Annotated in this window: 23 protein-coding genes and 2 tRNA genes; 10 read left to right on the forward strand and 15 right to left on the reverse strand. The window is 65.2% G+C overall.

The features are described 5' to 3' along the window. Positions 1-30 precede the first annotated feature (30 nt). Positions 31-1,155 (forward strand): type II secretion system protein GspD, encoded by a 1,125-nt coding sequence (locus G4L39_RS08405; protein ID WP_165107423.1) that lies wholly within the window; start codon positions 31-33, stop codon positions 1,153-1,155. Between the two features lie 22 nt (positions 1,156-1,177). After that, entirely contained in the window at positions 1,178-2,731 is a 1,554-nt protein-coding gene (locus tag G4L39_RS08410) for a sensor histidine kinase (RefSeq protein ID WP_165107425.1), read from the forward strand. A gap of 101 nt (positions 2,732-2,832) precedes the next feature. Here G4L39_RS08410 and G4L39_RS08415 read toward each other — a convergent pair whose 3' ends face one another. The 3 genes from G4L39_RS08415 to G4L39_RS08425 form a co-directional block, all read right to left on the reverse strand. Beyond that, complete coding sequence (locus G4L39_RS08415) at positions 2,833-3,957, reverse strand: TolB-like translocation protein (protein ID WP_165107427.1); 1,125 nt, start codon at positions 3,955-3,957, stop codon at positions 2,833-2,835. 24 nt (positions 3,958-3,981) lie between these two features. Then, positions 3,982-4,058, reverse strand: a tRNA-Gly gene (locus tag G4L39_RS08420). A gap of 393 nt (positions 4,059-4,451) precedes the next feature. Beyond that, positions 4,452-5,243 carry a hypothetical protein gene (locus tag G4L39_RS08425; protein WP_165107429.1) on the reverse strand — a complete coding sequence of 264 codons (792 nt, stop codon included), beginning with the start codon at positions 5,241-5,243 and terminating at the stop codon, positions 4,452-4,454. A 566-nt stretch (positions 5,244-5,809) separates the two neighbouring features. Here G4L39_RS08425 and G4L39_RS08430 point away from each other — a divergent pair. The 5 genes from G4L39_RS08430 to prfA all read left to right on the forward strand — a co-directional run bounded on the left by G4L39_RS08430 (position 5,810) and on the right by prfA (position 9,944). Continuing rightward, positions 5,810-6,910, forward strand: coding sequence for a hypothetical protein (locus tag G4L39_RS08430; RefSeq protein ID WP_276607561.1), 1,101 nt, complete (start codon positions 5,810-5,812; stop codon positions 6,908-6,910). 302 nt (positions 6,911-7,212) lie between these two features. Further along, positions 7,213-7,470, forward strand: a complete 258-nt coding sequence (locus G4L39_RS08435; RefSeq protein ID WP_165107432.1) for a hypothetical protein — start codon at positions 7,213-7,215, stop codon at positions 7,468-7,470. Positions 7,471-7,626: 156 nt separating this feature from the next. Beyond that, positions 7,627-7,863: a hypothetical protein gene (locus G4L39_RS08440; protein ID WP_205880879.1), complete on the forward strand. Its 237-nt coding sequence runs from the start codon at positions 7,627-7,629 to the stop codon at positions 7,861-7,863. A 596-nt stretch (positions 7,864-8,459) separates the two neighbouring features. Beyond that, positions 8,460-8,705, forward strand: a complete 246-nt coding sequence (gene rpmE, locus G4L39_RS08445) for a 50S ribosomal protein L31 (RefSeq protein ID WP_165107436.1) — start codon at positions 8,460-8,462, stop codon at positions 8,703-8,705. A 147-nt stretch (positions 8,706-8,852) separates the two neighbouring features. After that, on the forward strand, positions 8,853-9,944 hold the full coding sequence (gene prfA / locus G4L39_RS08450) for a peptide chain release factor 1 (protein ID WP_165107438.1): 1,092 nt from the start codon (positions 8,853-8,855) through the stop codon (positions 9,942-9,944). Between the two features lie 109 nt (positions 9,945-10,053). On the opposite strand, the gene G4L39_RS08455 is transcribed toward prfA, so the two are convergent. The 8 genes from G4L39_RS08455 to nuoF form a co-directional block, all read right to left on the reverse strand. Next, entirely contained in the window at positions 10,054-11,580 is a 1,527-nt protein-coding gene (locus tag G4L39_RS08455; RefSeq protein WP_165107440.1) for a complex I subunit 4 family protein, read from the reverse strand. Between the two features lie 36 nt (positions 11,581-11,616). Beyond that, positions 11,617-13,482 carry an NADH-quinone oxidoreductase subunit L gene (gene nuoL, locus G4L39_RS08460; protein ID WP_165107442.1) on the reverse strand — a complete coding sequence of 622 codons (1,866 nt, stop codon included), beginning with the start codon at positions 13,480-13,482 and terminating at the stop codon, positions 11,617-11,619. Between the two features lie 73 nt (positions 13,483-13,555). After that, entirely contained in the window at positions 13,556-13,867 is a 312-nt protein-coding gene (gene nuoK / locus G4L39_RS08465) for an NADH-quinone oxidoreductase subunit NuoK (RefSeq protein WP_165107444.1), read from the reverse strand. 40 nt (positions 13,868-13,907) lie between these two features. Beyond that, positions 13,908-14,417 (reverse strand): NADH-quinone oxidoreductase subunit J family protein, encoded by a 510-nt coding sequence (locus G4L39_RS08470; RefSeq protein WP_165107446.1) that lies wholly within the window; start codon positions 14,415-14,417, stop codon positions 13,908-13,910. Between the two features lie 67 nt (positions 14,418-14,484). Beyond that, positions 14,485-15,024, reverse strand: a complete 540-nt coding sequence (locus tag G4L39_RS08475; protein WP_343203321.1) for a NuoI/complex I 23 kDa subunit family protein — start codon at positions 15,022-15,024, stop codon at positions 14,485-14,487. 110 nt (positions 15,025-15,134) lie between these two features. Then, entirely contained in the window at positions 15,135-16,226 is a 1,092-nt protein-coding gene (gene nuoH, locus G4L39_RS08480) for an NADH-quinone oxidoreductase subunit NuoH (RefSeq protein WP_165107449.1), read from the reverse strand. Positions 16,227-16,262: 36 nt separating this feature from the next. Continuing rightward, entirely contained in the window at positions 16,263-17,960 is a 1,698-nt protein-coding gene (locus tag G4L39_RS08485; protein WP_165107451.1) for an NADH-quinone oxidoreductase subunit G, read from the reverse strand. After that, a complete protein-coding gene (nuoF, locus tag G4L39_RS08490; protein WP_165107453.1) occupies positions 17,957-19,426 on the reverse strand; it encodes an NADH-quinone oxidoreductase subunit NuoF in 1,470 nt (489 codons plus the stop codon). Before nuoF ends, G4L39_RS08485 begins: the two co-directional genes overlap by 4 nt. A 74-nt stretch (positions 19,427-19,500) precedes the next feature. On the opposite strand from nuoF, the gene G4L39_RS08495 reads away from it, so the two are divergent. Continuing rightward, positions 19,501-19,574, forward strand: a tRNA-Gln gene (locus G4L39_RS08495). 115 nt (positions 19,575-19,689) lie between these two features. Here G4L39_RS08495 and G4L39_RS08500 read toward each other — a convergent pair. Genes G4L39_RS08500 through nuoB form a run of 4 tightly spaced genes read right to left on the reverse strand, consistent with a single transcriptional unit; the run spans position 19,690 to position 22,774 of the window. Continuing rightward, positions 19,690-20,205, reverse strand: coding sequence for an NADH-quinone oxidoreductase subunit NuoE family protein (locus tag G4L39_RS08500; protein ID WP_165107455.1), 516 nt, complete (start codon positions 20,203-20,205; stop codon positions 19,690-19,692). Between the two features lie 58 nt (positions 20,206-20,263). Further along, on the reverse strand, positions 20,264-21,565 hold the full coding sequence (gene nuoD, locus G4L39_RS08505; protein ID WP_165107456.1) for an NADH dehydrogenase (quinone) subunit D: 1,302 nt from the start codon (positions 21,563-21,565) through the stop codon (positions 20,264-20,266). Positions 21,566-21,620: 55 nt separating this feature from the next. Beyond that, complete coding sequence (locus tag G4L39_RS08510) at positions 21,621-22,220, reverse strand: NADH-quinone oxidoreductase subunit C (RefSeq protein WP_165107457.1); 600 nt, start codon at positions 22,218-22,220, stop codon at positions 21,621-21,623. After that, entirely contained in the window at positions 22,217-22,774 is a 558-nt protein-coding gene (gene nuoB, locus G4L39_RS08515; protein ID WP_165107459.1) for an NADH-quinone oxidoreductase subunit NuoB, read from the reverse strand. Before nuoB ends, G4L39_RS08510 begins: the two co-directional genes overlap by 4 nt. Positions 22,775-22,935: 161 nt before the next feature. Here nuoB and G4L39_RS08520 point away from each other — a divergent pair, with 161 nt between their 5' ends. Both G4L39_RS08520 and G4L39_RS08525 read left to right on the forward strand, forming a co-directional pair. Continuing rightward, complete coding sequence (locus tag G4L39_RS08520) at positions 22,936-23,583, forward strand: DUF6580 family putative transport protein (protein WP_205880880.1); 648 nt, start codon at positions 22,936-22,938, stop codon at positions 23,581-23,583. An 18-nt stretch (positions 23,584-23,601) separates the two neighbouring features. Further along, positions 23,602-24,075 carry a metallophosphoesterase family protein gene (locus tag G4L39_RS08525; RefSeq protein ID WP_165107460.1) on the forward strand — a complete coding sequence of 158 codons (474 nt, stop codon included), beginning with the start codon at positions 23,602-23,604 and terminating at the stop codon, positions 24,073-24,075. Positions 24,076-24,086: the final 11 nt, after the last annotated feature.

Raw genomic sequence — 24,086 nt, forward strand, 5'->3', positions numbered from 1 at the left:
CTGAGGGAAAGCCGTATGGGGAAACAGACCATGACGCAACACAACCGGACCCTTCGTCTCCTGACGGCCGTCATGATCGCAGCCATGACCTGGCAACTGTGGGGCCAGGCCCAGCCCCGGGCCACCACCCGCACCACGGGCGCCGGCCTGCGCACCGGCACCGGCGGCTACCCCAGCCCCACCTCCGTCGGAGAAGCCATGGTCACCGCCGACCTCGAAAGCCGCAGGTTGATCGTCGTGACCGACGACGAAACCGCCGAGGCCATCAGCCAGGTCATCTCCAACCTGGACCGGCCCAAACCGCAGGTCCTCATCAAGGTCACCTTCCTGGAGGCCACCTACCGGGACGGCCTGGACTTCGGCATCCAGGGCAGTCGCAACCGCAACATCGGCCGCAACACCACCATGACCGTCGACCAGGCCTTCCGCGCCCTCACCGGCGGACCCACCAGCGGCGCCTTCAACTTCGGCCTGTTGGGGTCCGACTGGGAGGTCACCCTCCGCGCCATCGCCGAAAACGGCAAACTCGAAGTCCTCTCCCGGCCCACCATCCTGGCGCGCAACAATCAGCAGGCCACCATCGTCATCGGACAACAGGTCCCCCTCATCACCGCCACCCGCTACGACAACTTCGGCAACCAGATCAACTCCATCACCTACGAAAACGTCGGCATCATCCTGCGCGTCACCCCCTTCATCACCTCGGATGACATGGTCGAAATGATCATTTCGCCCGAGATTTCCGCCCTGTCCGAACAAAGCGTGGCCATCGCCAGCGGCACCAACGCCGCCGCAGCCGCCCCCGTGATCAACATCCGGTCCGCCGACACCGTCGTGGTCGTCCCCGATGGCCACACCGTCGTCATCGGCGGCCTCATGCAAAAAAGCAAAATGGCCACCCAGAGCAAGGTGCCCGTCCTCGGCGACATCCCCCTGCTGGGCAACGCCTTCAAACGCCGCGTGGAAAACGATGCCAAAACCGAACTGCTCATCTTCCTCACACCCTACATCGTGAAGTACCCGCAGGACCTGGTTCAGGTGTCCGACCGCGAGCGCATGAACTCGGAAACCTTGCCCAGGGCATTCAATGAACCCGAAATCTACCGGTTCCTGGACACCCTGCCGATGAAATCGGACGGTCCCGGACCGCACTGAAAGCCCCGCAAACGCCCACACCATGCAACCGGCCCGGCAAAGTCGGTGGGTCTACGCGCTGCTGGCCCTGGTCTGGGCAGCCCTCATCGCCTGGCAATGGGCCGAGCACCTCCGCGTCCGGCACAACGCACGTCAGGCCCTCATCCGCAGGGCCCAGGACATCTCCACCACCCTGGGCGTCGTCCTCCGATCCCAGCGCCGCTTCGGCATCATCCCCAAGGACAGACTCGAATCCACCCTCCAGGAACTGGTCAAACCGGATGAATTAATGGGCGTGGCCATGCTCAACGCCGCGGGCGAGGTGGTCGCCTCGGCCGGCGCACCCATCGACGTCCACCTGCGCGGCCTGGTCCCCACCGGCCAGCACTGGGGCCCCAACTTCGTCGCGTTGATGAACCTGGTGGACCTCGGCACCGAACTGACCGCCGAACCCGAACCGCAACGACCCACCCTCGTCCTCCCCCGGGAGGAACTGCCACCCTTCGGCCGCGAACGACCTCCCCCGCCCGACACCGACCGTCCACCGGGGACCCCACCCCCGGGCACGGCCGCACCGACCGGCCAACCCGCACCGCGACCGCCCGAACGCGAAATCCGACCGGAGAACCGCGACGAGGACGCCTTCCACGGACGCCGGCCCAGGGATCGCCGACCTCCCTTCGGCCGACCCTTCTGGATGAGCGAGCAGGAATACCAGGAAGCCATCCAGCGTCAGGGCCTCCACAGCTTCGTCATCATGCTCTCCACCGACGCAATGACCCAGCGGTGCCGACAGGACCTCTGGCAGCGCGGTGTCATCGCTTTTTTCGTCACCCTCACCACCCTGGCCTTCGCCCTCGCCTGGCGCAGCCTGCTCCGATCCGCCGACCTGGAAGTCCGCCTGGCCCGGGCCGCCGCAGTCAACCGTCAGCTCCAGGAAATGAGCCTCGTCGCCGCCGGCCTCGCCCATGAAACCAAAAACCCCCTCAACATCATCCGCACCACCGCCCAGATGCTGGCCCAGGACAACGCCATTCCCGAACCCTCCCGGGCCCGCGCCCGCCAGATCATGGAAGAGGCCGATCGCGTCACCGCGCAGCTCAACGAGTTCATCCATTACTCGCGACCCCGCGAGGTCCGACGCACCGCCGTCGCACTGGGCCGGGTGGTGGACGAACTGCGTCGCACCCTGGCCCATGACCTCGAAGACAAACAGATCCAGTGGCACGCCGACCCCAACCTGCCCACCATCGAGGCCGACGAACCCCTCCTGCGCCAGGCGCTCTTCAACCTCCTGCTCAACGCCATCCAAGCCGTCGACGTGGGCGGCCGGATCGAAGTGACCACCGTCCGACTCGGCCCGGCTCAAATCGCCCTCGAAGTCCGCGACGACGGACCGGGTGTGCCCCCCGAACACCGCAACGACATCTTCAAACCCTACTTCACCACCCACCCCAAAGGGTCCGGCCTCGGCCTGGCCGTGGTCCGGCAGATCGTCCTGGCACACGGCTGGGACATCGAATACCGGCCCAACGAACCGCGCGGCGCCGTCTTCCGCATCGCACCCATCCGCGTGCTCGCCCCGGCCACCAACTAGCCCGCAAGCCGGCCCGCACCACTCCCGGCAGTCCGGACGTCCCCCCACCCAAACCAACCGGCCCACAACCCGCTCGAGCCCGGCCGCCCGTTCGCCCACCGCTACCGGGACCCGGAGACCGTGCCGGCCCGCTCCGCCGCCCACGCCCGAAGATCAAACAGGAAAATGCCGTGCCCAACACCCGCCGCATCCTTCGACCGCGCCAGTTGAAACGCAATGTACCGGCCATCATCGCTCACCACCGGATTGGAAGCCTTGTACCCGGGGAAATCGCTGAAGAACGTCAGACGCTCATACCGACCCGAACCGTCCAGTTCCAAACGCCACAAGTCCACTGCGCCGGGCCCCAAACGGTTCTGCCGGTCACATTCCACCAACGTGGCCGTGCCATCCGGGAAAATCCCCTCCGGCTCGTCGTACTGGTCCGGCGCCTGCGAGTAGTTGGTCACTACCCCCGTCTCCAGATTCACACCGCACACTTCCGTGCCCTGGTAACCGTACGCACTGAAAATCAGTTCCTTCTCATCCGGCGGCCGGAAGTTCTGCGTCTCCAGCGTGCACCGAAACGGCAGAGCCCGACTGTCCAACACCAACCGCCGATTGGCCAGCCGCGGTCGGCCCCCCTCGTACACCAGGTCCGCCTCCCAAATCCGTGACGTGCCGGCCGGCATCTCCTCCGGATACTGCGCCGCCACATGCGTCCATGCCAGATGTAGCCGACGCCGCGAAACCGCCGGCCCCTCGCTGCACTTGGTGCCCAACGGTACCGGCGGCGCTTCCACCCGCGGATTCAACACGTACAACCAACACTGCACCCGCGCCTCGCCCGGCCGGCGCGGATCGAATGTCTCCGGCCCCGACAACAGGATGTCCCCATTCGCCAGATACAACGCCCGCGTGTAACCGTGGTGCGGATAATGCGCCGTCAGGTTGCGAATCCGTCCGGTCGCAAGATCCAGCTCCATCGCGTCCCCGAACGTCTTCGAAAGAAAAAGGATCCGCCGACCGTCATGCGACCAGTCGGCCCGCTCCCCAAACCACGTCAGTTGCCGGATATGCGGTGGCAACCGGTCTGCCGGACTGCCGACCGGACCCGATCCTTCCGCGGCCACCAAGCCGGTCAACCCGGCCAGGCACAGCACCATCCCCGGGCCGAACCCCGCCAGAAGTCGCGCCGCTGTGGAACCGCCCGGGAAAAACCTTCCGCAATGCACCACGGCCTTCATGGAGCTGGATCGGGACAAAAAAATTGGAGCGAGCGAAGGGATTCGAACCCTCGACATTCACCTTGGCAAGGTGACGCTCTACCAGGCTGAGCTACGCTCGCTTCCTCGAACAACCGCCAATACTTTATCGCACCCGCCCGCCAATGCAAGCCCCGATTTTGAACCAAAAAAGCTTGAGAGGATCCGGGGTCGCTCGGCATGACCGTCCAACCCCGGATGATCAACCCGGCGTCCCGGCCCGCAACCGTCGCCCCGCCCCACACCAGCGGGTTGTCCGGCGCCCGCCCGATCGAGGAGACCACCGCATCCGGGGAAAACTCCCGTACAGCTGCCGAGCCGCGATTGACGAGCAGCCTGAACCTCGGCAGCTCTCGAACTCCTCCCCCGGGCCAATGTCGCCGAACCCCCTCCCCACGCCGAGTCCAAACCACCCCACACGATCACACGGTCTCCGACAACTGACCGGCAGAACCTGATGCAGAGGGAGCCCGCGTTCAGTGATGCGTACCGCTGGCAGCGTTGTCGTTCTTGTGCCAGGTCCGCGCCCGAGTCAAAAGCACCGGCCGAGGGCGTTGGCGCAGCCAGGCCACCAGGTGATGGTTGAGGAACTCCTCGCCGTTGTCGCAGTCCAGACCCCGGAGGGCAAAGGGCAGGCTCGCCTCCAGATCGCGGATGTGCGCCAAAGTGCAGTATTGATTGCGGTTTTCCAACGCCCGCAAGCCGGCCCGGTCGGTGCGGATGTCCACCGCGTCGAGCATCCACAGATGCCGGTCATCCAAGCAGCCGCCGCACAGGGCCACCGTGTCCACCTCCAGCCAGCCCGGCCCGGTCTCGGTCCATTCGCCACGGATGGGAATGCTGTGGCGCAACAGGCTGCCCGGTCGGGTGCCGGCGCGCCGACGGCCCGCCACGCGCAACGGTCGGAGCAACCGATCCAGGGTGCGGGCGCTGGCGCTCAGGAGGGTCTGGCGCAGGTCGTAGTCCAGACGACGGTGATCGGCTTCATGGGCCGGCAGCCATTGGGGCAACAGAGCCCGCAGCCGCAGCCCGCAGGGTTGCATGGCGGCGAACCCGATCGGCCTGAGGATCGGCAGCAGGGTGTCGGGGTGACAGGTCCTGGGCCGGCCCAGGAGCAAGCCCGGCGGTCGTGGCGCAGCCGGGCGGGCGCGCAAGGCCGGGATGGCGGCCTTGCGGTGGTAGCCCAACAAGCTGACTGCTTGGTCGAGCAGTTGACGTTTGTAAAGCCTGCCGGCCCGGGCGTAGGCACGCCGCAGTTTGGCCAGCACTTCGCGTTTGGGTTCTTGCTCTCCCTTTCGGTGCTTATTTCGGGGGCGCTTATTTGACCGGGATCTGTTGCAACAACGCGTTTCGGTAAAAAGCCCTTCCCACCCCGGGAATCGTGTTTGACTTACATCGGGAGTGGCCAGCATCTCAGTTGCTTCTTGACAAATGTCCCGCAATCGCACGTATTAAAGGGGCTGATGACCTTGACTTACACGTGCCTGCATGGAGAAGGGAGATGGCACGTTGCGTGCAGCGTAACTGCTGCATGCGAAGCAGAGCAAAACACACACGAAAGGTTAAGAGGTCCCGAACCATGAGACGGGTGACGAGTGAACCAGGGCCGAGGGTGCGCGGTGTTGGCCGTGTCTGGGCGATCGGTGGCGCGTTCCTGACGTCCGGTCTGTTGTGTGCAACGAGCTGGAGCCAGAGCATCACTTGGATGGGTACTTTGGGGGGCAACGCAAGTGGGGCTTGGAGTGTTTCGTTGGATGGTCGGTATGTGGTAGGATACGCGCAGAACGCCAGTGGTTTGTATCGTGCGTTTCGATGGGACGCGATCACGGGGCAGATGCAGGAACTTGGCGCCCTGGATGTAATAGGATATTCTCACGCCACTGCTTACGGTGTATCGGCTGATGGGAGCGTTGTGGTTGGACGGGCAGCTCAGAATCCACAACCCAGATTTGGAGAACAACCGCCGTGGCGTGCTTTTGTGTGGCGCGAGTCGACGGGGCAGATGCAAGACCTCGGTACCCTGGGGGGAGCCTGGTCGGCTGCGGCCAGTGTTTCTGCAGATGGGCGCTATGTTGCGGGTTATGCGTGGGATATCTCCGGGAGACGGCGCCCGACCGTCTGGGATCTTGCCCATGGGCATCTCACGGATCTTGGCACGCTGGGCGGTTCCCAGGGGGAGGCTTATGATATATCTGCGGATGCGCGTTTCATTGCTGGCTATACCTGGATAGACGACTCTCCAGAGGTTCGCGCTTTTTTATGGGATGCCGTGACGGGGCAGATGCGCAATCTTGGCACGCTTGGAGGATGGAGCGTCGCGTATGGTGTTTCCATCGATGGCCGTGTTGTGGTCGGATGGTCTCAGAGGGTGCCTGGCGGTAGTTGGGTTGCCTTCTGGTGGGACGCTGACAATGGGCAGATGCGCGACCTCGGCACCTTCGGGGGGAGCACCAGTCTGGCACGGAGTGTTTCTCAGGATGGGCGATATGCGGTCGGTTTTGCCGAGGCTTCAAACGGTCAGCAGCGTGCTTTTCGGTACAGCCCACAGGCGGGCGTGTTGGAGGATCTAAACCAGACCTATGCCTCTCTGCTCAGCAACGGTTCGCTTCTTACGATGGCGACAGACATCTCGGCTGATGGGCGTTACATCGTGGGTGAAGGCTACAACGCGGCAACAGAGCGAACGGAAGCCTTCTTGCTGGACACGGCGGCGCTCGGCGCGTTCCGCATCCTCAAGGTCACCCCCGGCAACGGCAGGCTCACGATCGAATGGGAGGCCCGGTCCGGGGCGAAATATCAGCTGCAGGCCGCCGACGCCGTCTCCGGTCCGTGGCGGGACGTGGGACCGGAAATCATCGCCAGTGGCCCGACCGCGTCCTACACCGACGACGCTTCCAGCGTCAGGCAGCGATTCTACCGCGTCGTCGCCAGGTAGCGCGACACCGCCTTCGCACTCCGCTGCAGCCGCTCCCCGGTTGCGGCTGATTTTTTTGACGGGCGTCGGGCGGACACCCTGAGCCGGAAACCGCAGCCGCGAGCCGCGCGCGGAACAAACCCGGAGGTTTCGGAACGAGGGCCCGGCATTGGCGCCTGTCGGACAAACCTGCCATGGCCGTAAGCACGAATCGCCAGACGGAGGGGCGCGGTTGTGGGTGCGGCACGCTGGGGTCTTGTTCGCAGGGGCGGTTTTCGCCTGCGCCGCCGAACGGGAGATTGCACCGGCATTCGGCCCCCGACGTGAACCTGAAACCCGGGGACGTTGCCGAAAGCCGCAGCTTTTTGACCAGGGACCGCATCGTCGGCACCTATTCCTTCCACTGGTATGACATCCACGCCGGGGCGCACCTTGCTGATCCGGACGGCGCTGACGCGCCCACCGCGCATCCGCCCGGGCTGGAACATTTCTCCTGCAAATCCGTCCGCTGGCACAAGAGGCGGTTGGCCGACATGGAAGCCGCCGGGATCGACCTGGCGCTGATGGCCTTCCGGGATTGACCGCCGAGCATGACACCGACGCTCCGTTGCACTGGTGTTTCGCGGGCTTGTTCCCTGCTGCAGGCACGCGAAGAACTGCTTCGAAGGCCGCCACCCGCCGCGCATCAGCCTTTTTGACGAAACTCGCATGCCCCAATGGCAACAGTTGGGGTTACCGTGCTGATCGGACCACCGACTACGGCAGGCGGTTGTTACGCGGCCATTCACGACTTTTGCTCCTGCATCTCGCCGAAGCACCGGGCGATGCGGGACGGCAACCCCGTCGTGGCGCCCTACGCGGCGGCGTTTGCGAAGAAGTGGGACGCGAGCTTCCTTGGCCGGTTGCAAGCCTTGTTCCCGAAGGAATTCCAGGGCGCGATCCGTGGATCGCTGCGCAGATTTCCCGGGGCGTGAAAGGCGACAGCACCTGCCCTTGGGGCGGCGCGTTCCCGTTCAAGAATCCCGGCATCGGAGAAATCGGCTCCGGCTACGAGTACTCCGCTCTGCCGAGCGTACGCACGCCGCATTTTGGCCGGCACTTCGCCTTTGGGTTGGTGCGCTCATTTGGGTGTTCATGGCGGGTAACAGTTACTTTTGGCGCAAGGACCCGTTTCGGCAAAATCTTTGCCCCGCCCGGCTCAGCATCTTTTGGATTGGGTCTTTGCTCTCGGGACCTGAGTCCTGCGGGCCGGGCATTTGCAGGCCCGCCTGCGGGCGGTGGAAGGGCGGGCCGCAGTGCTGTTGCAGACTCCTTACGGCGTTGGCCCTTGGGCCGATGCTCGAAACCCGGCTTGCTCCTTCCAGGTCCGCGTCTTTGTGCGGCCGAAGCCCCGGGCTGCTACGGAGTCCGTTTGAAAGGTTCCCGCGACATAGGTGGACCGCCCCAAGGTGGAGGGACCGGCACGTGAGCGTCGCCGCATGGTTAAGCCCGGCGCGTTGCCACCGGTCTTTAGCTGACTTTCCTTCTTGTCAGGGCGCCGGATGGTGCTAGTCTGACCCGCCTTGGGAATATGAAAGCGGACATTCATCCGAAATACGTGGACGCGGAAATCCGTTGCGCCTGCGGCAACGTGATCAAAACCCGGTCCACCAAGCCGGTGATCATTGTGGGCATTTGCAATGCCTGCCACCCGTTCTACACCGGCCAGCAAAAACTGGTGGACACCGCCGGGCGCGTGGACAAGTTCCAGCAGCGGCAGGCCAAGACCGCCGCGCTGCAGGCGGCCCTGGCCGAAAAGAAAAAGAAAAAACGCTAGCCGCCCGATTTCCGCAACCGCCCGCCGCCGTGCGCCGCCGCGCACCCGCGGGCGGTTTGCTTTTCCATCCATGCCGCCCGAACCGTCCCGCCCGGAGGAACGCCCGCGCCCCGGTCGAAACCCGCGCGTCATTGCCCGCGCCGTCCCATGGACATGAAACCTTACATCGAACGGTTCCGCCGGCGCCTGGCCGAACTCGAAACGGCCCTGGCCGACCCGGTAGTGGCCACCCAACCGGCCAGGCTTCAGGAACTGGCACGTGAATACGCGCGGCTCAAAGAGCTTGTCACCACCGGGGACCAGTACCTCCGCGTCGAGGAAGAACTGCAACGGAACCGGGACCTTCTGGAGGCGGAACCGCCCCAGTCCGAACTGGCCCCGCTCATCCGCGAGGAAATCGCAAGGTGCGAATCGGACCTGGCACGTCTCACCCGGGAACTGCAACGGGGCTTGTTGCCCCCGGACCCGGCCGACCACCGCAACATCGTCATGGAAATCCGGGCCGGTGCCGGCGGTCAGGAGGCCGCCCTGTTCGCCGCGGACCTTTACCGCATGTACACCCGCTACGCCGAAGCTCGCGGCTGGAAGGTTGAACCCATCGACGCCAGCCCGTCCGACCTCGGCGGTTTCAAGGAGGTCATCTTCCTGGTCAGCGGTTCCGACGTCTATCAGCGGCTCAAATATGAGAGCGGTGTGCACCGCGTCCAGAGGGTGCCGGTGACCGAGGCCCAGGGGCGCATCCACACCAGCACGTGCACCGTCGCCGTCCTGCCCGAAGCGGAGGAAGTGGACGTCGAAATCAAACCCGAGGAACTCGAAATCACCGTCTCCCGGGCGTCCGGACCCGGTGGTCAGGGCGTGAACACCACCGATTCAGCCGTCCAGATCCTTCACAAACCCACGGGCCTGATCGTCCGTTGCGCAGATGAACGGTCCCAGCAGAAAAACAAGGCCAAGGCACTCCGCGTCCTGCGCGCCCGGTTGCTCGAGGCCAAACGGGCCGAGGAAGCCGCGCGTTACGCCGCCCAGCGTCGTGCCCAGGTCGGCACCGGCGAACGAAACGAGCGAATCCGCACCTACAATTTCCCCCAAAACCGCGTGACGGATCACCGGATTGACCTCACCCTTTACAACCTGGGCGCCATCCTGGACGGTGACCTCGATCCCGTCATCGAACCTCTGATGGCCCACGACCTGACCCGCCGCCTGGAGGAATGGACGCGCAATCAACCGGCCTGAATCCGGACCGTTCCGCTTCCGGTTCCGGCCCGGAGTCCCTTTGCGCTGCCCGCCCGATGCCCGGCGTCCCCTGACCATGCCGCCGGGATCGCCGCCGCGCCCGGCCGGCTCACGGACTGCGAGTGGCCAAAACGCCGCTCTGGGTGCGCGGCATCAACCCGGCCACGGCAGGATCAATCTTCCCCACCAACCCGCCGGGGAACCAGCCGAAGAACAACAGCACTGCCAGCAACACCGCATACGGCAGCCGGGCCGGCCAACCCGTCACATCCGCGGGCCGGGCCCCGTCCGGCAGTGGGCCGTGCACCAACCGCCGCACCGCGCGCAACATGTAAACCGCTCCCACCACCAGCGCCGCAAACAACGCTGCCACGGTCACCCCGCGCAAAGCCGGCTCCGCCCAAAGGCCGAAAAACACCGTCACCTCCCCGATGAAATTGGCAAACCCCGGCAGACCACACCCGGCCAACGCCGCCATCACCAGGGCCGCCCCCCAAAACGGCATGGCCCGACCCAGCCCGCTCATCTGCCGCATCGCCAGCGTGCCCGTTTGCTTGTATAGATGTCCGGCCAACCCGAACGACAGCGCCGCCAGCAACCCGTGCGCCACCATCACCACCACCGCACCCGTCACGCCAACCTGATTCCATGCCGCCAGCCCCAGAAACACGAACCCCATGTGCGCCACACTCGCATAACCCAGCAGCCGGCCCAGGTCCTCCTGCCGCATCGCCACCCAGCCCGCATACAACAGGTTCCCCAGCGCCAGCACCGCCAACACCGGCATCCAGTCCGAGGCCGCCTCCGGCAACCACGGCTGCGCCACCCGCAACAGACCGTACAGCCCGAACTTCTTCAACACGCCGGCATGCAACATGGCCGTTGCACTCGGCGCCGCCGCATACCCGGCCGGTGCCCACACATGAAACGGCCACAACGACACCAGAATCCCGAAACCGAACAGCAACAGCGGATAGATCCGGGCCTGCGTCCCGGCCGAAAGCGGATGCTCGCGGAAATACCGGGTCAACGACGGGATGTCGAACGTCCGGTCCCCCGCCGGCACCTGCAGATACAACGCCACCAGCCCGATCAACACCAGCAGGGCACCCGCCGTCAAAAACAACGTCATTTGAAACGCCGCCGGTCCCCGTTCCTCTCCGCGCCCCCAGATCCCGATCATCAGAAACGTTGGCACCAGGGCCAGTTCGTGGAAGAAATAGAAGAAGAAGAGGTCCAGCGACGCAAACGCGCCCAGGATGCCGCCCGTCATCACCAGCAACAGAAAGTAAAACTCCTTGGTCCGCCGGCGGATCTCCCGTGAACAAACCGCGGCCGCCCAGCCCACCAGTGCGCCCATCAACACCAGGCCCACGCTCAGCCCGTCCACGCCGAGCCGGCATTCCATTCCCAGCGAGGGCGCGCCCAGCCCGGGGATCCGTGTCACCATCCGGTACCCGTCGGCGTCCGCTGGCGCCCCGGAATATCGCACAAACACCCCCACCGCCAACAGGGCCGTCAGCGCAGTGGCCACCAGTGCGATCCGGCGGGGTGCCCGCGCCGAGTCGCGTGGTACCAGCAGCACCAACAGCGCCGCCACCAGGGGAATCACCACCAACCAACCCAGCATCGTCATTGCCGTTCCTCCCATCTCCTTCCGCAGCCGGTCACCTCACCCGCCCAAAATCCACCACAGAACGACCGCCAGGCCGGTCGCAAACACCAGCGCATAGGTCTGCAGGTTGCCCGACTGCAGCAACCGCATCGTCTGGCCCAGCACGTCCGTCCCGCCCCGCAACAATCCCACACAGAATCCCTGCAACACCCACCGCTCCACCCCGGCCACGAACATCGCCCATGCCTCGTGCAGTCCGATGAGCGTGGCCTCATACAACTCGTCAAAATACAGTCGCTGCCGGAGCCAGCGCGCCACGCGCGGGCATCGCTCGGTCAGGGGATCCTCCGACGCCCCCGCGTAGAACCGCCAGGCCAGTCCCAAGCCCGCCAGCATCGCCACCAGACCGGCCAGAGCCGGCACCGGCGCATGATGGAAAGGCTCCCACAACTGCGCCCACCACGAATCCCCATGGGCACCTTCCAAACCCGGCAACATGCCCTGTAACACCGCCTGGATCCCCATCAGCCCGCCCGCCACGCTCAGCACCGCCAGAATGCGCAGCGGCCAGAGCATCATCTGCCCGGGCTCCGTCGCATGCGCCGCCGTGTCGGTGCGTGCCTCGCCCAGAAACGCCACCCACACCAGCCGGAACATGTAAAAACTCGTCAGTCCCGCCACGCCCACGCCCAGGGCAAACAAGGGCAAACTGCGTTCCCAGGCCGCCGCCAGCAGCGTGTCCTTGCTGTAAAAACCGCTCAGCGGCCACACACCGGCCAGCGCCAGTGTCCCGACCAGGAACGTCCAGAACGTCACCGGCAGCCGGCGACGCAACCCGCCCATCCGCCAGATGTCCTGCTCATGATGCAGCGCCACGATCACCGACCCGGCCCCGAGGAACAACAACGCCTTGAAAAACGCATGGGTCACCAGATGAAACATCCCCGCCGCCGGCGCCTGCAAACCCACGCCCATCACCATGTAACCCAGCTGCGACAACGTCGAGTAGGCCAGGATCCGTTTGATGTCGTTTTGCTGGATGGCAATCAGCGCCGCCAGCAGCGCCGTAAGGCCCCCCACCCAGGCCACCACCGTCAGGGCCTCGGGCGTGAACAGGAAAAACACCCGGCAGAGCAGATACACCCCCGCCGCCACCATCGTCGCCGCATGAATCAATGCGCTGACCGGGGTCGGACCCTCCATGGCATCCGGCAACCAAACGTGGAGCGGGAACTGGGCGGATTTTCCCACCACCCCGCAGAACACCAGCAGCCCCACCGCCGTGGCCGTTATCCCCAGTTCCGCCGCCATCCCGGGCCAGCGCAGTTCCAGCCGGCCGAAATCCAGGGTCCCCGCCAGTCCGTACAACATCAGGATCCCCGCCAGGAATCCCAGGTCCCCCAGCCGATTGGTCAAAAACGCCTTTTTGGCCGCATCGGCCGCCGACGGCCGCTCAAACCAGTGCCCGATCAGGAGGTAACTCGAAACCCCCACCAGCTCCCAAAACACAAACATCTGCAGAAAGTTCCCCGCCAGCACGATCCCCAGCATCGAGAACATGAACAAACTCAGGCAGGCAAAATACCGTGCGAACCCAGCGTCGCCCCGCATGTATCCCGGGGAATACAGGTGAATCAGGCTGCCCACCCCGGTCACCACCAGCAGCATCACCAAACTCAACGGGTCCACCCGCAGATCGAAGGTCACCGACCACGAGCCGATGCTCCACCAGGGCACCGAGACCGTCCCGGACGTCCACCCGTTCAGCCCCCAAAACACCACGGTCAGCAGAAAACTCCCCACCGCGGCCCCGATGGACCATGCCGCGCTCCGCCGCGGATGTCGCAGCGAGGTCAACGTGATCCCCACCGCCGCCGCCAGCGGCAGCAACAGAATCCACCACAACAAACCTTCGCCCTTCATCGTTTCCTTCCCGCGACCCGGTCCGCCCGGCCCCCCGGGTCGAATCCGGCCCGGCCGGGGCGGTCGGACCCTCCTACAAACGCAGCAAACTCACATCCTCCACGTGCGCCGTGCGCCGCTGCCGATATAACGCCACCAGCAGGGCCAGTCCCACCGCCACCTCCGCCGCCGCCACCGTGATCACAAAAAACACCAGCAACTGCCCCTGCATCTCGGCCCGATACCGTGAAAAGGCCACCAGGGCCAGGTTCGCCGCATTCAGCATCAGCTCCAGGCTCATGTACATCACCAGCAGGTTGCGCCGGGCCACCACGCCCAGCAGCCCCAACCCGAACAACAGGAAACTCAGCGTCAGGTAGTGTTCCAACCCCGGTTTCCAGCCCATGATCGCATCTCCCATCGCGCTCGTCCTCCGGTCCGCCCTTTCACGGCAGATCGCGTTTGCTGATCACGATTGCCCCCACCATGGCCGCCAACAACAACAACCCCATCACCTGCAGCGGCAACAAATAGTCGGTGAACAACAGCCGGCCCAGCCACCGCACCGTACCGTCCATCTCCGGGGCGGCCAGCTCCCGGCCGGGTCGCGCCATCCAGAGCGCCCGTAACAACAGCCCTGTCACCAGGGCCGCCGCCGCCCCGCCGGTCAGCAAACCCGCCCAGCGCAGTCGCCGCCGGGCCTCCTCCTGCAAATCCAGCAGCATCAGTACGAACAGGAACAACACCATCACCGCCCCGGCGTAGACCAGCACCTGGACCGCGGCCACAAAGTAGGCCCCCAACAACACAAACAGACCCGACAACGCCAGGATCGTCACCGCCAGAAACAGTGCACTGTACACGGGATTCCGGCTGAACGGATTCCACACCACCAGCGCCCCGCTGACCAGCGCCACCAGGCCAAACACGTAAAACAACAAATCCGGCAGCGTCATCGCCCACCGACCTCCCCCGGCCGGGCCCGGGCCGGAGCCGTGTCACCGGCCCCGCGCACGGGCCTCCTCAGGTTCGCACCGGGAAATCCTCCTGTGCGCGTGCCTCTTCCAGCTTGTGTTTCCATTTCTGGATCCCCGCATGCACGCCCCCCAGGGCGAGCAGCTTCTCCTTGTTGTAAATCATCTCCTCGCGGCTGGTGCCGGTCAGCGAGTAATCCTTCATCAGGAAGATGGCCTCTTCCGGGCAGACCTCCTGGCAGAACCCGCAGAAGATGCACCGGAGCATGTTGATCTCGAACTGCAGCGGCATCTTCTCGGCATTGGGCCGGTCGGCCGGTGGCCCGTCCGGTCCGGGCGGTGTGATGCGGATCGCCTTGGGCGGGCAGACAAACTCGCACAACTGACAGGAAACGCACTTGGTGTTGCCGTCCTGGTCCCGCACCAGATAGGGTGCGCCCCGGTAACCCTCCGGCACCGTCCACCGCTCCTCCGGATACTGCAACGTCACCTTTTTCCGGAAGAAATGCCGCAGCGTCACCTTCAACCCACCCCACACCGCCGGCAAATACAACCGCTCCCAAAAATTCAGCGGTTTGCGCGGAACCACGCGGACGGATCCGCGGCCCCCGAACGCCGCCGCCCCGCCCGGAGACGTCCGCGGACCACCGCCCGCGGCGCCCGCAGCGGGAACGTCCCTTGTTGCCGTCGCTTGTCCGTTCATAGGCTCCGCCACCACAGCCAGGTTGCCGTCACCAGGATGTTGGCCAGGGCCAGGGGGATCAGGCCGTACCAGCTCAGCCGCATCAGCTGATCATAACGGAACCGCGGCCACATCCACCGCACCCAAATGAACACCAGCAACAACGCCAGCACCTTGCCCACAAAAATCGCCACGTGCAACAGCCCGCCCCACACGGTCGCCGCCGGCCGGTCCAATCCCCACCACGGCAGCGTCCAACCCCCGAAAAACAGCGTGGTCATCAACGCGGAGGCCAGGATCATCGCCGCGTATTCGCCCATGAAGAACAGGGCAAAGCGCATGGAGCTGTACTCGACGTTGTAACCGCCGGCCAGTTCCTGCTCCGCCTCGGGCAGGTCGAACGGCGTCCGGTTGGTCTCGGCAAACGCCGCCACCAGGAACAGACACAGGGAGAAAAACGTCATCGGACTCTGAAACACCAGCCAGTTCGGAACCGGCAGCCATGCCGGGGCCCACGCGGCCCGGCCGGTCTGCGCCGCCAGAATCTCGCTCAGGTTCAGGCTCCCGACCCACAGGAACACCGGTACCACCGACAGCCCCATCAGCACCTCGTACGAGATCAACTGCGCACCACTGCGCAGCCCGCCCAGCAACGGATAGCGCGAGTTGGAGGCGTACCCAGCCAGCACGATCCCGTACACGCTCAACGAGAGGATCCCGAACACGTACACCAGACCCACGTTCAGGTCCGCAATCACCCAGGAACCCGAGCGCGTGCCGGGGGCCGACCCGAACGGGATCACCGCCAGGTTCAGTACCGCGGGCGTCATGACCAGCGCCGGTGCCAGCGTGTACAACACCCGCCGCACATGCGCCGGCGTGAAATCCTCCTTGAGAAACGCCTTGATCGCGTCGGCCGCCGGCTGCAGCAGACCCAGCGGACCGCAACGGTTCGGTCCCACGCGATCCTGAATGAACGCGCAAACCCGGCGTTCGATCAACACCACGTAGGACACCAGGAACATCAGCACCGCAAACGCCGCCACCGCGCGGATCACGGTGATCAGCGCCTGCTGCGTTGTCGCGTCCAGTCCTTCCCAGAAACCCATGGTCGCCCTCCCTTGTCCGGCTCGAGGTCCGACCCCCTACACCGGCACGTTGGCGCCCAGCGCCCCCAAAGCCGACCAGGTCAGGCCCCGAAAGGCCGGCACCTCGGTGGCCATGCGATCGAACAACCCCGGCAAATGCCCCGGCAGCCGTTCCCCAGTCAGGGCACCCACCCATTCCGCCAGCACCTCCCACTCCGGCCGGGCGTCGCCCGGCGGGGGAATGGCCGCCTCAAACCGCTGCACCCGGCCCCGCACGTTGGTGAACGTGCCCATCTTCTCCGCCGGGGCGCACCCCGGCAGGAGATAATGCGCCAGTTCCGTGGTGGCGTTGGGCAGCACGTCACACACCACCAGCAGGTCCAGGCCCCGCAACAGGGCCGGTTCAAACCCGTGCCGGGTTAGTTCCTCGCCAAACACCAGAAGGATCCGGATCCGGCCCTTGCGCACCTGTTGCAGGATCTGCGGCAGCTGGATTCCGATTTCCGTAAAGCAAATCCCCGTCAGCCGCGCCCCCTGGGTGTTGGGATTCCGGTCCGGATTCAACAGCAGGTGATCGCCCTCGCCCTCGCGCGGCACCGCGTCGCTGATCGCCTGCAACCGCGCCTTCAACCGGCTCAACAGCCACAGTTCCTCGTTCGATAGCCGGGCCGAGCCAATGATGCCCACCGTGCCCGGCTCCGCCCCGCGCAACCGTTCCAGGATTTCGGCCGTGGCCCGCTCCCAACTCGAATCCTGTCCATGGATCCGAACCTTGCGCAGACGATCCGGACGGTGGATCCACTTGTAGTTGAGCCGGCCGTAGTCGCACATCCAGTGGCTGTTGACCGCGTCGTTGGGTCGGGGCGTGTAACGGTAGATCCGGCCCTGACGGGAACCGATCAGAATGTTGCAACCGGTGCCGCAACTGGGACAGATGCCCGGGGTTTCCTTCAGGAACCAAACCCGCATGCGGAACCGGAAATCCCGGGAGGTCAACGCGCCGACCGGGCAGATGTCCACCGTGTTGAGCGTGTAGTTGTTGTCGAACTGCCGGCCGGGCGCGGTGGCAATGGTGTTGTAACTGCCGCGGTTGACAATCCCCAGGGCATCGTCGCCCACGATGTCGCGGGTAAACCGGATGCAGCGCGTGCAAAGGATGCACCGTTCGGCATCGAACACGATGCGCGGGCCCAGGTCCACCGCCTTGGGCTTGTGGACCTTGGCCTCCACAAACCGGCTTGTGGCCTCCCCGTAATCCAGCGCGTACTCCTGCAACTTGCATTCGCCGGCCTGATCGCAGATCGGGCAGTCCAGCGGATGATTGATCAGCAGGAACTCCAGCACGCCGGCCCGCATCGCCCTGACTCCGGGGGTGTCGGTGTAGATCTCCATGCCGGGGCTGATTGGCGTGGCACAGGCGATCGCCGGCCGCGGCGACTTCACAATCCGCGGCGTGCCGTCCGGGTTGAGGATCGGTTTCCGGTCCGGTCCCAGTGCCGGTGTGCCGTACTCCACCAGGCACATGCGGCAGTTGCCCGCCACCGGCAGTTTGGGATGGTAACAGTAGTGCGGCACGGTTACCCCGGCCAGCTCGCACGCCTGCAACATGGTCGTGGGCGCCGGTTTTCCCTGCCAATCCGGCATCATCCGCGGCACTTCGATCTCGCGTCCGTTGATGCGGACCCGGATCGTCTCCACCGCCGGCGCGGCCGCACCGGCCGCCGTCGAGGTCGAACTGGAAGTCACCGTGCTCATGCCATCCTTGCCCCTGCCGTCGCAGTGGGCCGGGTCGCTCCCGCGCGGCCCGACCCCGCCGCCGCAGCGTCACCCGCCCGGCGCGCCTCGCGGCGCGCCTCGCCCTCCTCACCGCGGGCCACAAACTGTTCCTTGAACTTGGCCACTGTGCTCTGCACCGGCCACGAACAGGCATCGCCAAAGGCACAAATCGTCCGGCCGCCCGGGATGTTGTCCGCAATGTGCAGCAGATCGTCGGCGTCCCGTCGCCGACCGCGTCCCTCGGCCAGCCGCTTCAGGATCTTGGCCATCCAGAGCGAACCTTCGCGGCAGGGCGTGCACTGGCCGCAGCTTTCATGGGCGAAAAACGCGCTGATGTTCGCCAGCACATCCACCATGCTAACCGAATCGTCCACCACGATCACCGCGCCGGACCCGGACATGCTCCCGGCCGCAATCAACGTGTCGAAATCGTAGGGCAGATCCAGCACGTCCTTTTCCTCCACCACATCCTTGCCGTCGAGACCCCGCCGACGCAGGGTCACGCGTTCGCCGGCCCGGAACACCTTGGCCGAAACACCGCCCGGAATGATCGCCTGCAGCTGCCGCCCCTCGCGCAGTCCGCCTCCAAAGGCCGGATCAAAAATCAACTCGCCCAGGGTCACCTTGCCCGTCTCGATCTCATAGCAACCCGGCCGGCGCACATGTCCGCTGAGGCTGACCAGGCGCGTGCCCGTGTTGTTCGGGGTGCCGATTTTGGCAAACTCCGCGCCTCCCATGGCCACGATGTGCTTGATGTTGCACAGGGTCTCCACGTTGTTGACGATCGTGGGACACATGTACAGCCCCAGCACCGCCGGGAAATAGGGCGGTTTGATCCGCGGATACGGCCGTTTCCCCTCCAGGGACTCGATCAGGCCGGTTTCCTCCCCGCAAATGTAGGCCCCGGCACCCCGGTGCACGATGATGTCCAAATCGTAACCGGTCCCCAAAATGTTTTTCCCCAGAAACCCCGCCTCGCGCGCCTCCGCCAGCGCCCGTTCCAAAATCTTCGCGCCCTGGGTGAATTCGCCCCGGATATAGATGAACCCGAGGTGCACGTCATTGGCGAAGCAGGCCAGGATCATCCCCTCCAGCAATTGATGCGGGTCGCGGTGGATGATCTGCCGGTCCTTGAACGTGCCGGGTTCGGACTCGTCGGCGTTGCAAATGAGGTAGATCGGCTTGCCGCTTTTCCGATCCACAAAACTCCATTTCAACCCGCAGGGGAACCCGGCGCCACCCCGGCCCCGCAAGCCGGATTTGACCACTTCTTCGCGGATTTGCTCCTGCGCGCTCAACACCCGGCCGTCCGGTAGCGTCAACGGCGGCAGGGTCAACCCCTTGCGCAACGCCTCGTACCCGCCGTGGCGCAGGTAGCACGCCAGATCCGGCGTGTACCCCGGCTCGCTCGCATGTTTCAAAATCAACCGGTATTCTGCGGGCATGGTCTCAAGCCCTCCCCAGCATTCGACCTCTTGACTGCGCCGCCGAAACGAATAGGCTCTTTAGCAGACGGGCTTGCCCGATGGTGTAACGGTAGCACAGCAGACTCTGGATCTGTTTGTCATGGTTCGAATCCATGTCGGGCAGCCATTCTTTTTTGCCCGGATTTCCCCCTTTTCGATCCGCCGGGTCGGAGGAGCCGGCCGCCCCCGGCCCTGCAGGGTCGGGAACTTGGCCCTTACGCCTCCCATGAATCGCCGGGACTTCATGATTTCGCCTCCGGCTTGGGCGGGGCGAACTCCGGATGGGCCAGCCACGATTCGACCTGCTCGGGGCCGACCCGCTCCCACAGATCATCATTCACCATCAACACCGGCGCGGTGTGACAACTGGCCAGACACTCCACAAACTCCACGGTAAACCGTCCATCGGCGGTCGTCTGCGGCCCGTGCCGGTGCGGATCCAACCCCAACCGCTCGCACAGCCGCCGGTGCAGCTCATGCGAGCCCGCCAGCATGCAGCTCAGCGTGCGACAGATCTTGATCTGCCACCGGCCGCAAGGTTCCTGCCGGAACATCGGGTAAAACGTCACCAGCTCGTAAATATGGATCGGTTGCAGCCCGAGCTTGCGTGCCGTCCATTCAATGGCCTCCTGGGACAACCACCCGAAATGCGCCTGCAGCGCGTGCAACACCATCAGGGACGCGCTCCGTTTGACCGGATAACGCGCCACCAACGCGTCGATCTCCGCCTCCAGGGCCGGGGGTACGCTCCAATCCATGATTCAGTAACTCCCCGTGGTTGGCCCGCCGGGCCCGCCGGGATACCTCCGGCGGGGTTCAGCGGTCGCATTCTCCCATCACGAAATCCAACGATCCCAGAATTGCCGGCACGTCACCCACCAGGTGACCCGGCAACAGCCGGGGCAGGATGCTCAAATTGCAGAAGGAGGGCGAGCGGATTTTCAAACGCCAGGGCGCGCCACCGCCCCGGCTGTGAATGTAAAAGCCCAGCTCGCCCTTGGGGTTCTCGTGCCCGAAGTACACCTCGCCGGGCGGGCAGTTGATCCCCTGTGTGACCAGCATGAACTGGTGGATCAGCTCCTCCATGGAGGTGAGCACCTTCGCCTTGGGCGGCAGGACGATCTTGCCGTCGTCCACACAAACCGGCTCGCCCGTGGCGTTGTCCGGTCCGCCCGGCATCCGTGCCAGGCACTGCCGGATGATCCGCGCGCTCTGGCGCATCTCCTCCATGCGAACCAGGTAACGGTCGTAACAATCCCCCTGCGATCCCACCGGCACGTCGAATTCCAGCTCGGCGTAGCACAGGTAGGGATGGGCCTTGCGCAGGTCATGGGCCACGCCGCTGCCCCGCAGATTGGGACCCGTCAACCCGTAGGCCACGGCCAGGTCGGGTGGGATCACCCCCAGACCCTGCGTCCGGTCCACCCAGATCCGGTTCCGCGTCAACAGCGTTTCCACCTCGTCCACCGCGCGCAACAGCTCGTCCACGAACCGTCCCACGGCGTCGCACCAACCGGGTGGTGTGTCGCGGGAAACGCCGCCAATGCGCGTGTAACTGGTGGTGAAACGCGCCCCGGTCAGGGCCTCGCAAAGATTGTAAATCTTCTCCCGTTCGGTGAAGGTGTGCAGGAACACCGTCACCGCGCCCACGTCCATGGCAAAGCTCCCCAACCCCAGCAGATGCGCCGAGATCCGGGCCAGCTCGGCGCAGATCACGCGGATGTACTGGCAGCGCGGCGGCAACCGGTCGTGGATCCCCAGCAATTTCTCCACCGCCAGGGCGTAGGCCACGTTGTTGGCGAGCGGCGCCAGGTAATCCAGCCGGTCGGTGTAGGGGATGAACTGCGTCCAGGTCATGTTCTCGGCGATTTTTTCATCGCCGCGATGCAGATAACCGATGTCGGGCGTGGCCCGCGTGATCACCTCGCCATCCAGCTCCAACACCAGCCGCAGCACCCCGTGGGTGGAGGGATGGGACGGTCCCATGTTGACCACCATCCGGTCCCCCGTGACCTCCTCCCACGTTTCGTCCACCGGCGGCGGTGTCGCGTGGGCCTGTCCGGCCCGCTCCGCCCGTGCCGCGGTGTCACCGAACTCGAATGTGTGTGCCGTGCTCATGCCAGGTTTCCCTGCCGGGTCCGGATTGCAGTCCCCCTGCGAGGACCGCCCCGGCTCAGCTTTCGGTGGGCCCCGGTTTGGCCCGCGGTTCCCGTTGGATGGCGTCCGGTGCTCCGGGGGCGGTGACAAACGGCCCTCCCTCCAGCGGCGCCACCTCGGTGAACGCCACACCCGGAACCTCGCTCGGCAAACCGCCCAACGGAAAATCCTTTCGCAGCGGATGATACGGGTAGCCCTCCCACATCAGGATCCGGCGCAGGTCCGGATGCCCGCGAAACCGGATGCCCATCATGTCGTAGATCTCCCGCTCGTGCCAGTCGGCTGCCGGCCACACACCGGTGACGGTGGGCAGCTCGGACCGCTCCTCCGGTACCCGGGTCCGGAGCCGCAACATCTGCCGGTGCCGCAGATTGTACAGGTGATACACGATCAGCCAGCGCGGCGGCCGGTCAAAGTTGTCCACGCTGGTGATGTCCAGCAGGAAATCGAAGCCCAGTTCGTCCCGGGCCACCCGACAGACCTCGGCCACCTGCTCGGGATCGGCCAGGTCCAGGCTCACCTCGTCCCGAAACTCTTCCGGTTCACCCAACCAACCGGGGAAACGCCCGCGCAACTGTTGGGCCAGCTCAAGGGCGGTCACCGTTTCGACCTTCATGGCTGCAACTCCATCTGCCGCGCCGGCGGGCGCACCGGCAGGGCCGGCCCGGGCTGTTTCAACGTCCGCAGAACCGGTTCCCGGCGGACTTTCCCCTGCAACTTGATCAGTGCGTCCAACAGCGCTTCCGGCCGCGGCGGACAGCCGGCCACGTACACGTCCACCGGCAGGATCCGGTCCACCCCCTGCAGCACGGCATAGGAACGGTACATCCCGCCCGTGGAGGCGCACGCGCCCATGGCAATCACCCATTTGGGCTCGGCCATCTGCTCGTACAACCGCCGCACCACCAGGGCCATCTTGTAGGTCACCGTGCCCGACACGATCATCACGTCCGACTGCCGCGGGCTGAACCGCATCACCTCCGCCCCGAATCGCGCGATGTCGAACCGACTGGCCCCGGCTGCCATCAGCTCAATCGCACAGCACGCCAGCCCCATCGGCATCGGCCAGAGCGAATATTGCCGGAACCAGTTCAGGGCGGCTTCCAGGCGCGTGATCACCACGTCGCCCTCCACCTTGGAGTTGTAACCGATTTCAGCCGTGGTTTGCATCGGACGATCAACCGCTCCCCAAAATCAAGATCGTTCAACCCTAGTGGAGCTAATCCCGCTCCGCAAGTGAATCCCCGGAATCGCCCCGCCACGGAGGAGCGGAAGATCCACGGTGTCCCACCGCTTGTCAGGCCGCGCCGGTGGTCTATGATGGCGCGGTGATGTCGAGAATTGTTGGGCCGTTGTTGTTTGCGCTGGTGTTTGCGCTGACGCGCATCCCCGGGCTGTTGCCGCCCAATTTCAGCGCCGCCTACGCCTTTGCGTTTTGTGCCGGCGTGTTCTTCCGGGGTGCCATGGCCTGGGCGCTGCCCATGGGCACCCTGGCCCTGACGGACGCGTTTCTCACCGCCTACTACGCGTTCAAACTGGGGTACGATGTGGTCTCGGGCCCGGCCCTGCTGGCACTGGGCTTCAACTACGTTGCCTACGCGACGCTGATCGGTCTGGGTCAATGCTTCAAGCCGCACGCCTCCCTGCTCAAGCTGATTGGCGGGGGGTTGATCGGCGCGGTGCTTTTCTACCTCATCACCAACACGGCCAGCTGGTGGTTCAACCCGTTTGGTCACCCGGAATACACCCGGACCTTGCAGGGTTGGTTGCGCGCGTTGACCCTGGGGGCCAGCGGTTGGCCGCCAACATGGGAATTTTTCCGCAATACACTGCTCAGCAGCGGCCTGTTCACCGCCCTGTTCAGTGTCGCCGCGCGGCTGACCGCCCCGGCTGAATCGCCCGCGGAAAAGGAACCCGTCCCGGCAGCGGAGGAGCCGGCGGAAACGCCGGAACCGGAAGCCGGGACGCGATCGGCCTGACCGGGGTCCGTCCTGCCCATGCGCATCGGCGTCATCTCGGACACCCACGGGTACCTCGACCCGCGAGTTCCCGAGCTTTTTGACGGTGTGGATCAGATCTGGCACGCGGGGGATGTCGGCCCCGCCTCCATCCTGGTCGCCCTGGAACAAATCGCGCCCGTGACGGCCGTGCTCGGGAACAACGATGTGGACCTGCCCCTGCGCGAATTCGAACTGGTGCGGGTCGGGGGCCGGCGTTTTTTACTGAGGCACATCGTGGATCCCGCCCGGCCCGGACAGGCCCTTCTCGAAATGATCGCCCGGGGCGAGCTGGACGGCGTGGTTTTCGGTCACACGCATCGGCCCTACTGGAACCGTCATCACGGCGTGCTGTTTCTCAATCCGGGCTATGCCGGCCGGCCCCGGGCCGGCCTTGAGCGAACCGTCGCCCTGCTGCACCTGGGCGAGGGCGATTGTCTGGTGGAACACCTGCGGCTGGACCCGCCGGCATGAATCCGTCCTGT

It is taken from the genome of Limisphaera ngatamarikiensis (genome assembly GCF_011044775.1).
GTDB classification, from domain to species: Bacteria; Verrucomicrobiota; Verrucomicrobiia; order Limisphaerales; family Limisphaeraceae; genus Limisphaera; species Limisphaera ngatamarikiensis.

Excerpts from the sequence above, each read along its gene's own strand:
- G4L39_RS08405 (WP_165107423.1), top strand. The coding sequence starts at position 31 with ATGACGCAACACAACCGGACCCTTCGTCTCCTGACGGCCGTCATGATC.
- G4L39_RS08410 (WP_165107425.1), top strand. The coding sequence starts at position 1,178 with ATGCAACCGGCCCGGCAAAGTCGGTGGGTCTACGCGCTGCTGGCCCTG.
- G4L39_RS08415 (WP_165107427.1), bottom strand. The coding sequence starts at position 3,957 with ATGAAGGCCGTGGTGCATTGCGGAAGGTTTTTCCCGGGCGGTTCCACA.
- G4L39_RS08430 (WP_276607561.1), top strand. The coding sequence starts at position 5,810 with ATGCAGGAACTTGGCGCCCTGGATGTAATAGGATATTCTCACGCCACT.
- rpmE (WP_165107436.1), top strand. The coding sequence starts at position 8,460 with ATGAAAGCGGACATTCATCCGAAATACGTGGACGCGGAAATCCGTTGC.
- prfA (WP_165107438.1), top strand. The coding sequence starts at position 8,853 with ATGGACATGAAACCTTACATCGAACGGTTCCGCCGGCGCCTGGCCGAA.
- G4L39_RS08455 (WP_165107440.1), bottom strand. The coding sequence starts at position 11,580 with ATGACGATGCTGGGTTGGTTGGTGGTGATTCCCCTGGTGGCGGCGCTG.
- nuoL (WP_165107442.1), bottom strand. The coding sequence starts at position 13,482 with ATGAAGGGCGAAGGTTTGTTGTGGTGGATTCTGTTGCTGCCGCTGGCG.
- nuoK (WP_165107444.1), bottom strand. The coding sequence starts at position 13,867 with ATGGGCTGGAAACCGGGGTTGGAACACTACCTGACGCTGAGTTTCCTG.
- G4L39_RS08470 (WP_165107446.1), bottom strand. The coding sequence starts at position 14,417 with ATGACGCTGCCGGATTTGTTGTTTTACGTGTTTGGCCTGGTGGCGCTG.
- nuoH (WP_165107449.1), bottom strand. The coding sequence starts at position 16,226 with ATGGGTTTCTGGGAAGGACTGGACGCGACAACGCAGCAGGCGCTGATC.
- G4L39_RS08485 (WP_165107451.1), bottom strand. The coding sequence starts at position 17,960 with ATGAGCACGGTGACTTCCAGTTCGACCTCGACGGCGGCCGGTGCGGCC.
- nuoF (WP_165107453.1), bottom strand. The coding sequence starts at position 19,426 with ATGCCCGCAGAATACCGGTTGATTTTGAAACATGCGAGCGAGCCGGGG.
- G4L39_RS08500 (WP_165107455.1), bottom strand. The coding sequence starts at position 20,205 with ATGGATTGGAGCGTACCCCCGGCCCTGGAGGCGGAGATCGACGCGTTG.
- nuoD (WP_165107456.1), bottom strand. The coding sequence starts at position 21,565 with ATGAGCACGGCACACACATTCGAGTTCGGTGACACCGCGGCACGGGCG.
- G4L39_RS08510 (WP_165107457.1), bottom strand. The coding sequence starts at position 22,220 with ATGAAGGTCGAAACGGTGACCGCCCTTGAGCTGGCCCAACAGTTGCGC.
- nuoB (WP_165107459.1), bottom strand. The coding sequence starts at position 22,774 with ATGCAAACCACGGCTGAAATCGGTTACAACTCCAAGGTGGAGGGCGAC.
- G4L39_RS08520 (WP_205880880.1), top strand. The coding sequence starts at position 22,936 with ATGTCGAGAATTGTTGGGCCGTTGTTGTTTGCGCTGGTGTTTGCGCTG.
- G4L39_RS08525 (WP_165107460.1), top strand. The coding sequence starts at position 23,602 with ATGCGCATCGGCGTCATCTCGGACACCCACGGGTACCTCGACCCGCGA.